Genomic DNA, 12,192 nt, shown 5'->3' on the forward strand with positions numbered 1-12,192 from the left:
GTGATCGTTTCAGCACACAACGCCGGCGGGAAACCGGACAGGCGGGGTGTGAGCGCGCCAAACCGCCGCCGGTCGGCGCGCGTTGTGTGCTGAAACGGCTAGGCCAGCAGCGTTCGGGGCGGGGGTTACAAGTCGACCGCGACGTACTTGGTCGTGACGTACTCGTCGATGCCCTCGAGCCCGCCCTCGCGCCCGAAGCCGGACTCCTTGACCCCGCCGAACGGCGCGGCCGCGTTGCTGACCAGGCCGCGGTTCAGACCGAGCATGCCGACCTCGAGCGCCTCGCTGACCCGGAAGGCGCGCTTGATGTCGCGGGTGAACAGGTAGGCGACCAGGCCGAAGTCGGTGGCGTTCGCGGCCTCGATGACCTCGTCCTCGGTCGAGAACGTCGCGACCGGCGCGACCGGTCCGAAGATCTCCTCGCGGAGCAGGTCGGCATCCGGGTTGATGCCGCTCAGCACGGTCGGCGCGTAGAAGTAGCCGCGGTCGCCGACCGTCTCGCCGCCGGTCATGACCTTGGCGCCCTTGCCGACCGCGTCGTCGACCAGCTCGGCGACCTTGTCGCGTTGCTTGGCGTCGATCAGCGGCCCGAGCTGTACGCCTTCTTCCGTGCCGCGACCGACCTTCATCGCTCCGAGCTTCTCGCTCAGCCGCGCGGCGAACTCGGTGGCCACGGCCTCGTGGACGAGGAACCGGTTGGCCGCCACGCACGACTCGCCGCCGTTGCGCATCTTCGCGATCAGTGCCTGGTCGACCGCCTCGTCGAGGTTCGCATCGTCGAACACGATGTACGGCGCATTGCCGCCGAGCTCCATCGAGCACTTGATCAGCCGCTTCGAGGCCTGCTCCATCAGCATCTTGCCGATCGGCGTGGAACCCGTGAACGACATCTTCCGCAGGCGCGGATCGTCGAACAACGGGCCGGTGACGGCAGCAGCACTGTGCGACGTGATGACGTTCAGGACGCCGTCGGGCAGGCCGACCTCCTGCATGATCGAGGCGAGCGCGAGCATCGACAGCGGGGTTTGCTGCGCCGGCTTGACGACCATCGTGCAGCCGGCCGCGACCGCGGGCCCGATCTTGCGGGTGCCCATCGCGGCGGGGAAGTTCCACGGCGTGATCAGCAGGCACGGGCCGATCGGCGCCTTCATCGTCAGCAGCCGGCCGGAACCGTTGGGGTTGACGGCATAGCGCCCGTCGATCCGCACCGCCTGTTCGGAGAACCAGCGCAGGAACTCCGCGGCGTAGACGATCTCCGACTTCGACTCGGCGATCGGCTTGCCCATCTCCAGCGTCATCAGCAGCGCGAGGTCGTCAGCCCGCTCGTTCATGACCTCGAAGGTGCGGCGGAGGATCTCGCCGCGGTCCCGCGGCGGAGTGGCGGCCCAGGACGCCTGCGCTGCGCAGGCGGCGTCAAGAGCGGCGACGGCGTCTTCGGGCGTGCCGTCCGCGACCGCGCACAGCGTCTCTGCTGTGCTCGGGTCCTCGACGTCGAGCGTCTTGCCGTTCGAGCTGTCGCGCCATTCGCCTCCGATGAACAGTTGGTGCGGCGCGGCGTCAAGGACGCGCTTCTCGTCAGCTGCGGTCACGGTTCCCATCCCTCTGTCGTACACCACGCGGGCCGCTCGCAACCACCACGACGTCCGGCTCGCCTCTGGCCACCATGATCGCGTGCGACGACACCAGATCGAAATGCCGGCTCAGGAGCCGCTCGTACGCCGGGACCGCGGCTGCGCTCCAGACCGCGAGTACGCCGCCCGGGCGGAGCCGGCTCACGAGCAGCGCTATGCCGGACTCGCCGTAGAGGGCCGCGTTGCCGTCGGTCACCGTCCAGCCCGGCCCGTTGTCGACGTCGAGGCAGATCACGTCATACGCCGCCGTCGTCGACGCGAGCCAGGAGCCGAGATCGGCGATCACGACCTGGACCCTCGGGTCGTCGAGCGCTCCGCTCGAGACGGCCGCGAGATGGGTACGGTGCCAGTCCGCGACCGTGGCCTCGACCTCGACCACCCCGATCCGGCGGAGGCGCAGATCAGCAACGGCCGCTTGCAGGGAGAACCCGACGCCGAGGCCGCCGATGAGCAGGTCCCGCGGCGCCGGATGGCGGTCCAACGCGGCCCGGACCAGCAGGCGCTCCGAGCGCCCGTCCCGGGTGTCCATCAGGAATGTGCCGTTGCTGATCACCTCGAAGTGCTCGCCGGCACGCCGCAGGACCAGCTCGCCTCGAGGCGTCGTCACCCGGTCGAGGACGACCGGACCGTCGGTCACCCCGGGATCGGGATGCTGGCGAGCTGCGACTCGACCAGGCTCCGGTCCTCGCCGTCGGTGACCTTCTCCAGCAGCTGGCGGGTGAGGTCGGCCTCGTACTCGTAGTTGGCCCGGTCGCCGCCGCATGCGTGTGCGCGGGCGAGCCCTTCATGCGCCGAGGCCTTCATCCACGTGGGCAGGTCGGCAGCTTCGGCCCGAGCCGCGGCCGCGCGGGCGAAACGGAGTGCCACATCGGGGAAGCCGGCCAGGCTGGCCGCGTGGGCGACCTGCCAGTCGGAAACGGCGAGGTTCTCGTCGGTGCCACCGGCCTCGATCCAGTGCTGCCGGGAGGCGAATGCGAGCGAGAGCATGTCGCGATCCTCCGCATCGGATCGCGACGGCTCGTCGATCAGATGCCAGGCCGCGTTGAAGTAGCCCGCTGCGAGCTTGCGGTGGTCGACCGGCGATCCGTCCGCGTCGCCGGTCATCGCCAGGCCTTGGCCTTCGCCGACCGGGCGGCCGGCCCGGCGGTCGAGGCCCAGACCCGCCGCCAGTTCGCGACCTCGGGGCCGGACGAGGCCGGCGTCTCGGTGGTAGCGGCCCGGCGTGCTGCCGAGTACCAGTCGGACGAGTCCTCGTCCAGCAGGGCGGCCAGCGCAGCGGACACCCGTCCGTTGAGCGCGAGCGTGTTCTCGTCGGGCAGGGGTCGCACCGGGCGGCCGTAGCGGACGTGCACCGGAGGGCGGCCGGGCTTGGGCCAGTTCCGGCCACGGGGCATCGCGGCGAACGAGCCGATGATCGCCACCGGCACGATCGGGATGCCGTGGGTCCGCGCGAGCGCGGCGGCACCGGGGCGGAAGCGACGGGTCCAGCCATCCGGTGACCGGGTGCCCTCGGGAAACATCACGATCGACCAGCCCTGCTCGATCAGCGCGGTCGGCGTGTCCGACAGGCCGGTGCCGTGCCGCTCGATCGGGAAGGTCGCGAACGCGAGTGCGGACCCGATCGCCCGCCACCAGGCATCGAAGAAGTAGTCCGCCGCGGCGCCGACCGTCACCTTGCGCTGCCACTTCACCGGCAGCGTGGTGAGCAGGAGCGCCGTGTCCAGGTGCGATGCATGGTTGGCGACGATGATCACCGGGCCGTCGAGGCCGTCAAAGACGTCCAGTCCTTCGATCTCGACCGTGGTCTCGTGACGCACCAGCGGACCGAGGCCGCCGCGCAGGATCACCTCACGGGCCACCCGCGCCGGACGCGAGCGGGCCCACTCGGTCGGGAACTCTCTCGGCTCCGGGAAGGTGTGGTGCGGCTCGGCCGACCGAGGCGGCAGCGACCGCCGGGTCCACCGCCAGCCTCGCGACATGACCGCGATGTCGGCGGCCAGCCCTTGTCCGCGCTGGCGCGTCCTCGTCATCTCACGTCCGACAGGATGTGCGGCGGCGCGTGCTGATAGGTGATCGTCGGGCTCGACCCGACCGTGTCGCGCGCCAGTTCGAGCGCGTCGGCGAACGTCGATGCGGAGCGCATTCCCATCCGCGCAACCGCGCGGCGGTCGCCGCCGACCCAGATGACCTGGCCGAGATGCTCGAGCGCGTGCGCGCACCAGTACCACATGTAGAACGGGTGCACACCGTGGTAGGCGTGCGACGTCCGGTAGAGGTGCGTGTACCAGGGATCGGTCGCGTACTGCTGCTCAAACTTCGGCCCGATCACCTTCGGGTCCGTGCTCTCCGCGAGTACCTCGTCGAAGAAGTCGACGTACGACGGATGGTGCAGCGTCGAGAACTCCCACGGCACCGGGTGATGAAGGATCAACACCCCACCCTCGCGGACGAGCGGCTTCCCGCGGTACATGTTGAACAGGTAGCCGCGGCCGAGGCAGGCCGCGAGGATCGGGTTCATGACGCTGTTGACGTTGTAGGGGCACAGATACGGCAGGCCCATCACGAGGATGTCGGTCTGCCCGTTGACCTCGACCAGCTGCTGGCGGTGCACGCGTTCGAGGGTCTGTTCGTGCACCGGCTCGACGGCGCCCGCGCTGACGCCGGTGACGGCGTACGGCGCCTCCATCTGCTGGAACAGCCGCCGGCGCGTCTTCGCCGGCATCAGGTCGAGTCCTCGCTTGGTGCCGAGGAAGACCGCTTGGTCGCGGATCGACCACTCCCACTCGCGCTTGGTGAGGAAGCCGTACTGCGACGGGAACGCGTCGTTGTTCAGCGTCGTCTCGATCTGGAAGACCTTCACGTGCTCCGACAGCACGCGACCCATCCGCCATGCGCTCGAGTGCAGCTCCGAGTGCCGCGGGTCCATGAAGGAGCGCGAGTGCACCATCGTGTGCGCGTTGTGGTGGTGACGCAGCGAGTTGTACGACGCCAGACCGACGGCCGTCGACTTCCAGCCGCCGTCCATCGCGACCAGGTTGATGTTCACGTAGACCAACAGGTCCGACTCCGCAGCCCGCTTCGAGATCTCGACGTCCTCGTCGCGATCGGTCTTGCCGAGGTGCGCAAGGTTGGCGTGGTCCTCCGCGTCGAAGTTGTAGAGCTGGTCCGGCCAGAACGACCGGAACACCCGCTCGCCGACCGCGGCCTTGACCTCGTCCGCGGTCATCCGGCGATGCAACGCGGTGGCGATGATCAGCTCGACGTCGTCGACCCCGGCGTCCGCGGCGTACTGGAGGACGCGTTCGAGGATGCGCTGGCGGACATCCGGCTTGCGCATCGGCGGGAGTGGGAGGGACAGGTCGTCGAACGCGATCGTCAGCTTCATCCCGGCGTGCAGCAGCGCCGGCAGCGGCTCGCTGTCGACCGGGTTGAGCAGTGCGGCCTCGATCGCCTCGTCGACGTCCGGCACGCCGGGCAGCGACTCCGGCGGGTAGATCACGCGGGTCCCGAGCGGGAACTGCTGCAGCCGGAACGACTCGCCGGAGTGCAGCAGCATCGGCGGGGTCCGCTCATCGACCGTGAGGACGAATCCGGGGCGGCTCATGACGCACTCCTGAGATCGAACGCCACCTTCAATGTTCCCAACCGACCCGCATCATGCGCATGATCGAGCGCTTCGCGCCACCGGCCGAGTGGATAGGCGACTCCGACGAGGTCGTCGAGCGGCGCAGTCGCCGCCAGGCGCGTCGCGACATCGAACGCGTCGCCCGCGCTCGCGTACGCACCGGTCACGTCGAGCTCGCGGAACCAGGCCGGCGTCAGGTCGATGCCGTCGCCGGGCACCCCGGCGAGCACGACGAGCCCGCCGGCTCGCACGTTGCGCAGCGCGGTGTCGACCGACCCGCGCGACCCGACCGCGTCGATCGCCACATCGACCCCTCCGAGCAGGTACGCCGGCCCGCGTTCCGGCTCTAGTCGCAGTGCGCGGGTGGACCGGCGTACGGCGGTCGCGACGTCGGACGGCGATACGACGTCGCTCGCGCCGAACAGCCTGGCCAGCTCTGCCTGCCGACGGTGCTTGGCGACGATCGTCACCTGGCCGGCAGGCGTGAGCTCGCGGAGCGCGAGCGCGGTGAACAGGCCGACCGCGCCCGCCCCAACGATCAGCGCCGAGCCGCCGTCACCGAGATCGGCACGCCGGGCGATGTGCACCGCGCAGGCCAGCGGCTCGATCAGCACGGCCCGGTTGTCCGGCAGGTCGTCCGGGACCGGATGCAGCTGCGAGACGTGCGCGACCAGCTCGCCGCTCCACCCGCCGCCGGTGTCGGCGCAGTAGCCGGTCTGCAGCCCGGGGGAAAGGTGACCGACGGTGACACGGTCGCAGCGGTTGGTCTGCCCGACCCGGCAGGAGTCGCACGGCTCGAGCCCGCGCGCCCGGCAGCCGAGCACAGGGTCGAGGACCACGCGGGTCCCGGCCGGGATGCCGGGGGCGTCATCGCGGGTCTCGCCGATGATCTCGTGGCCGGGCACGAACGGCAGGGACACCAGCGGGCTGAAGTACAGCGACGTGTGACCGGAGAGTGTGGCGAGGTCGCTCCCGCAGATCCCGGACAGTCGCGGGCGGACCCGGACCCAACCGTCGGTGCGCGCCCGCGGCCCGTCCCGATGGACCAGGCGAAGCGGAGCGAGCGGGCCCGCAAGCAGGCCGGGCAGCTTCGGCCCGACCGCCCTGGCCGCGACGTAGCGCGGCAGCGACCGGTAGACCTCGAGCGCGGAGATCACGGAACCGCCGCCACGGTCGGTGCGGTCGACGACGTGCGGCCGCCGTGCCAGATCTCGATCGGCCAGCGCTCCTTGCGTGCGACCCGGAACAGGATCACGTCGGGGTCGATCGCGACCGGCCGGCCCACCGCGCGCAGCAGCGGAAGGTCGCTCGCGGAGTCGGCGTACGCGTAGCTGTTGTCGAGGTCCCAGCCCGCCTCCGCCGCACGATGGCGTACCCAGGCGGCGCGGGACTCGCCGACCAGCGGCGGCCGGTCGAGGTGGCCCGTGCAGCGGCCGAACTGGTCGGTCGAGAGGTCGGCCGCCATGACCTCGTCGAACAGCGCCGCGATCGGGCGGGTGAGCGGGCGCACGGCTCCCGTGACGAGAAGCAGGTAGTGCCCCGCCTGGCGGTGCTCGCGGATCGCACGGACTGCTTGAGGAGACAGCCGCGTGAGCATCATCGGCGCGATCTCGTCGTCGACGATGCGCTCCAGCTCGCGGATCGACGCGCCTTCATACCGGCGGTAGACCATGCGAAGGAACGACGACCGGTCGCGGCGCTGCGTCATCAGCCAGCGCGGCAGCGCGCGCGCCACCTCGGTGACCTCGCGGGCCTTCGCCGCAAGCGCGAGCTCGGGCAGCCGCAGCCAGAGGTAGGACTCGACGACGTTGCTCGCGAGCAGCGTGCCGTCCATGTCGAACACGACGACCGTGTCCGGGCTGGCGCCGCTCACCGAACGCGTGGGATCGGTCCGCTTCCCCCGCAGCGCGGTGAGTGCGTTGAGCGGGCCGACGACCGCGGGGACGTGGACCTCGTTGATGTAGTGCCGCCAGTCGATGGCCATCGCGTCGAAGCCGAAGGCCTCGACGTCGTCCGGATGCAGGGCCTCGTGCAGGGCGAGCGTCGAGCGGTCCGAGAAGTGCAGCTCGGCGTCGGCGTACGGACGGTAGAGGTCGAAGTAGCGCCGAAGGAAGTCCAAGCGGCCGCGCTGCCGGTCAAGGGTCCGAGCCCAGTCGCGGGTGCGCGCCGAGCGCGGCAGTGACGTCACGACCTTGTCCGCGGTGCGGTGTGCGCGGTCGCCGAGCCGGATCAGCTGGTCGACCCGTTCGGAACCCGGCCACTGCCAGCGGGGCACCCGGACCTCGCCGCGGTCGCGTTGCACCATCGGGTGCTCGCTGAAGTACGTCGATACCAGCTCGTAGAGCCGGTGGAAGCTCAGCGGGTTCCTGGCGCCCGAACAGATCGTGTAGTACTCCGGCGTGCCCGGCTCGGGCCGGCGGGCCGCGGCGGCGAGGGTCGCGTTGACGACCAGGTCGACCGGGATGATGTCGATGACACCGTCGGGGATGCCGGGGAACTCCGGCAGGTCGCCGCGGCCGAAGGCCAGGATGATCGGCTCGGCCATCTTGAAGCCCTCGATCCAGCCCGGGTAGGGCTGGAGCAGCGCGCTCTCGATGATGCTGGGCCGCAGGATCGTGACCGGAAGGTCGGACGCCGTCTCCTCCACCGCGCGCTCGGCCATCGCCTTCGTGAACGTGTAGCAGTCCGTCCAACCGAGGCTGCGGCCGCGTTCGCGCCCGGCGTCGACCAGCTTCTTCGTGACCCACTCGCGGCGGCGGCGTTCGGCTTCGGCCGACACGGACAGCGCGCCCAGCGTCGAGTGGTCGGCGTCCGCCTCTGCCGTGAAGATCGCCAGCTGCTCCGCGGACCGGCTGTCCATCTCGGCGCGCTCACGAAGCTGGGCCGCCACCGCTGCCTCGCTGCGCCAGTCGACCGTGTGGTCGAGCCGGCCCTCCCGCACGTGACCTTGCTGCCGGCCCGCGACGTACGCCGTGGACACATGCACGTAATGCGGCCGGCTCCCGCTCTCGTCGATCGCGGCGAGCAGGTTCAGCGAGCCATGCACATTGGTCGCGAAACCCTCGTCGATCGCCGGATCGAACGACACCTCGCCGGCGCAGTGGATGACGATGTCGAGGTCGTCGGGCAGGTTGGGCACCGCGTCGAGGTCGCCTTCGAGCACGGTGATGTGACCGTTGTCGACCAGCTCGGAGAGGTCCGTGCCGCGCGCCTCGCGCAGCCGCTCGAAGGCGGGTCCGTTCAGCACGTGGCGGACCCGATCGGTGGCACCGAGCAGCCCACGGGCCCGCACCAGCAGCACGACCGGCGTCTCCGGCAGGTCGTGCAGCAGGCGCTCGAGCAAGGCCTCGCCGACGAAGCCGGTGGATCCGGTGACCAGAACTCGCTGGCCGGCAAGCACCTCGGCGATCGGCCGGGCGGTCATGGCATGGCAGTCAATCACGCCCGGTCGGGCCGGATCGAGCAGAATGCCCTGATGCGGTGTTCCTACAGCGCGACGTACGCCGAGCCGGTGGATCGGGTCTGGCCGATCGGCGAAGCGCTCGACCAGGCGCTCTCGGCGCTGCCGGGCGCGACCCTCGCCCGCGCGGGCGACACGGCCAGCGGCTCGGTCAGGTGCACCCTCGGTTCGACCCAGGTGACCTACCGCGTGACGGCCCGCGCGACCGGCCGGGCCACGGCGGTCGACGGCGGCACTCGCTCGACGGTCATCACGGTCGAGGGCAAGGAGGCCCGCGGCGACGGGCTGCTGGCGGCCACCTTGACCGTGACGGCGGCCCAGGCGGGCACCGGCTGCACGGTTGAGGTCGGTGGCGACATCGCGGTCACCGGCCGCGGCGAGCGGGCGGACGCGACCGGCTGGTCCCGGGTGCTCGGCCGCCTCGCGGACGGGTTCGCCGGATCGGGCGCCGAGCACTCGGTTGCCGCGCCGGCCCCGGCGACCGGCACGGCGGAGCCGGCGACCCGCGCGGCGAGGCCGGCGATCACCTCTCCCGACGAGCCGGCGGCGCCCCGGCCGGCGTTGACCGCGGCCGTCCCTGGCGCGGACCGGTGGACATCGCGGCCGTCCTGGCTGACCCCGAGGCTGCTCGGCCTGGCCGCGACTGTGATGGTGTTGGTGGTTCGGCGCCGACGGCGCCGGGCCCGGCGGGCTCGCGCGGAGATGGAGACGAATGGCAAGCACTGACGCTGCGCAGGTGACCGGTCCGCTCGAGGACCGGTTCGACGAGATCCTGACGCCGTCGGCGCTCGACTTCGTCGCGGACCTCCAGCGGGCGTTCGGCGCCCGTCGTACCGAGCTGCTCGCCCGCCGGCGAGAGCGCCGGGCGCAGGCTGCGGCGACCGGACGGCTGGACTTCCTCGACGAGACGAAGGACGTCCGCGAAGACTCCGGCTGGCAGGTTGCGCCGCCCGCGGACCTGCTCGACCGGCGCGTGGAGATCACCGGTCCGACCGAGAAGAAGATGCTGGTCAACGCGCTCAACTCCGGTGCGAAGGTCTTCATGGCGGACTTCGAGGACGCGAGCACCCCCACCTGGCACAACAAGGTGCAGGGGCAGCTGAACCTGATCGACGCGATCGAGCGCCGGATCGACTTCGTGTCGCCGGAGGGCAAGAGCTACGCGCTGAACCCCACTGTCGCCGCGCTGATGCCACGTCCGCGCGGCTGGCACCTGCCCGAGAAGCACCTGCTCGTCGACGGCGAACCGGTGAGCGGCGGCTTGTTCGACTTCGGGCTGTTCTTCTTCCACAACGTGCTGCGGCTGCAGGCCAAGGGGACGCGGCCGTACTTCTACCTCCCGAAGATGGAGTCGCATCTCGAGGCGCGGCTGTGGAACGACGTCTTCAACCACGCGCAGGATGCGCTCGGTGTCGCCCGCGGGACGATCCGCGCGACCGTGCTGATCGAGACGATCCCCGCGGCGTTCGAGATGGATGAGATCCTCTACGAGCTGCGCGAGCACTCCTACGGCCTGAACGCCGGCCGCTGGGACTACATGTTCTCGATGATCAAGACCTTTCGCGACCGCGGCAAGGAGTTCCTGCTCCCGGACCGCAACAGCGTGACCATGACGGTGCCGTTCATGCGCGCGTACACCGAGTTGTTGGTGCAGACCTGCCACAAGCGCGGTGCGTTCGCGATGGGCGGAATGGCGGCGTTCATCCCGAGCCGCAAAGACCCGGAGGTGAACCGGGTGGCGCTCGAGCGGGTGAAGGCGGACAAGGAGCGCGAGGCGGCCGCGGGCTTCGACGGGACCTGGGTAGCGCATCCCGACCTCGTGCCGACGGCGCTCGCCGAGTTCGACGCGGTCCTCGGCGACCGGCCGAACCAGATCGACAAGCTGCGACCGGACGTGCACGTCACCGCCGACGACCTGCTCGCGGTCGCTCTGACGCCCGGTGAGAAGACCAGCGTCGGCCTGCGCACGAACGTCGATGTCGGGATCCGGTACATCGAGTCGTGGCTGCGCGGCAACGGGGCGGCGGCGATCCACAACCTGATGGAGGACGCGGCGACCGCCGAGATATCGCGGTCCCAGATCTGGCAGTGGATCCACAACGACGCGACCCTCGCCGACACCGGTGAGCAGGTGAGCGCGGCGCTCGTGCGGTCGGTCGCGGACGACGTGATGGCCGAGGTTCGCCGTGAGGTGGGCGACGAGGCCTACTCCGCCGGTCGGTGGGACGAGGCGCGAGAGATCTTCGAGCAGGTTGCCCTGTCCGACGACTTTTTCGACTTCCTGACCCTTCCGGCCTACGACCGGTTGTAGACGGGTTGGGCGCGCTCGACACTCTCGCTGCGGACTGCGTCCGCCGGTTCGGAGCGGCGCAGGTCGTGACTGATCATGCCGAGCTCCGTACGTATGAGTCGGACGGTCTGGCCTCCTACCGCTGCATCCCGGGACTGGTCATCCTCGCTGAGTCAGCGGAGGACGTCGCGTACGTCGTGGGGCGCTGCGCGGCCGCCGGCGTCCCGTTCGTCGCCCGCGGTTCGGGCACCGGCCTGTCGGGTGGCGCGCTGCCGCGCAGTGACGGCGTACTGATCGTCCTGTCGCGAATGCGCCGGATCGTGGACGTCGACCTCGACGACGAGCGAGCCGTCGTGCAACCCGGAGTGATCAATGCGGACCTCACCAAGGCGGTCGCGGCCGACGGCTTCTACTACGCACCGGATCCCTCGAGCCAGCAGGTCTGCTCGCTCGGCGGCAACGTCGCGGAGAACTCCGGCGGAGCGCACTGTCTGAAGTACGGCTTCACCGCACACCACGTCACCGCGCTCGAGCTGGTGCTGCCCGACGGCTCGATCGAGCGAGTCGGCGGCCGCGCGCCCGACCCGGTGGGGTACGACGTCGGCGGTGCCGTCGTCGGCAGCGAGGGCACGCTGTGCGTCGTCACGGAGGCGACCGTCCGGTTGCTGCGCAAGCCGCAGGCGGTGCAGACCGTGCTGGCCGGCTTCCGCACCATCGAGGACGCCGGGGCCGCCGTCAGCGCGATCATCGCCGCCGGAGTGCTCCCGGCCGCGATCGAGCTGATGGACGCGCTTGCGATCGAAGCCGCCGAGGCTGCCGTGCACCCGAACTATCCGGCCGCGGCGGGAGCAGTCATGGTGGCCGAGCTGGACGGGCCGGCGTGCGAGGTCGATGCGCAGCTCGCCGAGGTGCAGCGGTTCTCCACGACGGCGGGAGCCTTCGAGATCCGGGTGGCCCGCGACGACGTCGAGCGCGCATTGATCTGGAGGGGCCGCAAGTCGGCGTTCGCGGCGGTCGGTCGGATCAGCCCGGACTACATCGTCCAGGACGGCGTGATCCCTCGTACCGCGCTGCCGGAGGTGCTGCTCGCGATCGAGTCGCTCGCGGCAGCGGCAGGCATCCGGGTCGCGAACGTCTTTCACGCCGGTGACGGCAACCTGCACCCGCTCGTGCTGTTCGACGACAC

At 70.7% G+C, this 12,192-nt stretch carries 10 protein-coding genes; 3 read left to right on the top strand and 7 right to left on the bottom strand.

Translation table 11 applies throughout. The features are described from left to right. Window positions 1-125: 125 nt before the first annotated feature. The 7 genes from VME70_16075 to VME70_16105 are packed head-to-tail and all read right to left on the bottom strand — an operon-like array spanning window position 126 to window position 8,680. Complete coding sequence (locus VME70_16075; GenBank protein ID HTW21714.1) at window positions 126-1,598, bottom strand: NAD-dependent succinate-semialdehyde dehydrogenase; 1,473 nt, start codon at window positions 1,596-1,598, stop codon at window positions 126-128. Continuing rightward, complete coding sequence (locus VME70_16080; GenBank protein HTW21715.1) at window positions 1,576-2,268, bottom strand: hypothetical protein; 693 nt, start codon at window positions 2,266-2,268, stop codon at window positions 1,576-1,578. Before VME70_16080 ends, VME70_16075 begins: the two co-directional genes overlap by 23 nt. Next, window positions 2,265-2,735 carry a hypothetical protein gene (locus VME70_16085; protein ID HTW21716.1) on the bottom strand — a complete coding sequence of 157 codons (471 nt, stop codon included), beginning with the start codon at window positions 2,733-2,735 and terminating at the stop codon, window positions 2,265-2,267. Before VME70_16085 ends, VME70_16080 begins: the two co-directional genes overlap by 4 nt. Then, a complete protein-coding gene (locus VME70_16090; protein ID HTW21717.1) occupies window positions 2,732-3,661 on the bottom strand; it encodes a lysophospholipid acyltransferase family protein in 930 nt (309 codons plus the stop codon). Before VME70_16090 ends, VME70_16085 begins: the two co-directional genes overlap by 4 nt. Beyond that, window positions 3,658-5,235 carry a lactate racemase domain-containing protein gene (locus tag VME70_16095; protein ID HTW21718.1) on the bottom strand — a complete coding sequence of 526 codons (1,578 nt, stop codon included), beginning with the start codon at window positions 5,233-5,235 and terminating at the stop codon, window positions 3,658-3,660. Before VME70_16095 ends, VME70_16090 begins: the two co-directional genes overlap by 4 nt. Then, window positions 5,232-6,413 carry an alcohol dehydrogenase catalytic domain-containing protein gene (locus VME70_16100; GenBank protein HTW21719.1) on the bottom strand — a complete coding sequence of 394 codons (1,182 nt, stop codon included), beginning with the start codon at window positions 6,411-6,413 and terminating at the stop codon, window positions 5,232-5,234. Before VME70_16100 ends, VME70_16095 begins: the two co-directional genes overlap by 4 nt. Further along, a complete protein-coding gene (locus tag VME70_16105) occupies window positions 6,410-8,680 on the bottom strand; it encodes an HAD-IB family hydrolase (protein HTW21720.1) in 2,271 nt (756 codons plus the stop codon). The genes VME70_16100 and VME70_16105 overlap by 4 nt, the downstream gene beginning before the upstream one ends. 3 nt (window positions 8,681-8,683) lie before the next feature. On the opposite strand from VME70_16105, the gene VME70_16110 reads away from it, so the two are divergent. From VME70_16110 to VME70_16120, 3 genes are all read left to right on the top strand, one after another. Continuing rightward, window positions 8,684-9,442 carry a hypothetical protein gene (locus VME70_16110; protein HTW21721.1) on the top strand — a complete coding sequence of 253 codons (759 nt, stop codon included), beginning with the start codon at window positions 8,684-8,686 and terminating at the stop codon, window positions 9,440-9,442. Beyond that, the gene (gene aceB, locus VME70_16115) at window positions 9,429-11,027 is read left to right on the top strand and encodes a malate synthase A (protein ID HTW21722.1); all 1,599 of its coding nucleotides are present in this window, start codon (window positions 9,429-9,431) and stop codon (window positions 11,025-11,027) included. The genes VME70_16110 and aceB overlap by 14 nt, the downstream gene beginning before the upstream one ends. Window positions 11,028-11,092: 65 nt before the next feature. Then, window positions 11,093-12,192: FAD-binding protein (locus VME70_16120; GenBank protein ID HTW21723.1), on the top strand; the 1,100-nt coding region annotated here is incomplete at its 3' end.

Source organism: Mycobacteriales bacterium, from assembly GCA_035504215.1.
In the GTDB taxonomy this organism is placed as follows: domain Bacteria; phylum Actinomycetota; class Actinomycetes; order JAFAQI01; family JAFAQI01; genus DATAUK01.

Coding starts and splice junctions, on each gene's coding strand:
- VME70_16075 (HTW21714.1), bottom strand. CDS start 1,598: ATGGGAACCGTGACCGCAGCTGACGAGAAGCGCGTCCTTGACGCCGCG.
- VME70_16085 (HTW21716.1), bottom strand. CDS start 2,735: ATGACCGGCGACGCGGACGGATCGCCGGTCGACCACCGCAAGCTCGCA.
- VME70_16090 (HTW21717.1), bottom strand. CDS start 3,661: ATGACGAGGACGCGCCAGCGCGGACAAGGGCTGGCCGCCGACATCGCG.
- VME70_16095 (HTW21718.1), bottom strand. CDS start 5,235: ATGAGCCGCCCCGGATTCGTCCTCACGGTCGATGAGCGGACCCCGCCG.
- VME70_16105 (HTW21720.1), bottom strand. CDS start 8,680: ATGACCGCCCGGCCGATCGCCGAGGTGCTTGCCGGCCAGCGAGTTCTG.
- VME70_16110 (HTW21721.1), top strand. CDS start 8,684: ATGGCAGTCAATCACGCCCGGTCGGGCCGGATCGAGCAGAATGCCCTG.
- aceB (HTW21722.1), top strand. CDS start 9,429: ATGGCAAGCACTGACGCTGCGCAGGTGACCGGTCCGCTCGAGGACCGG.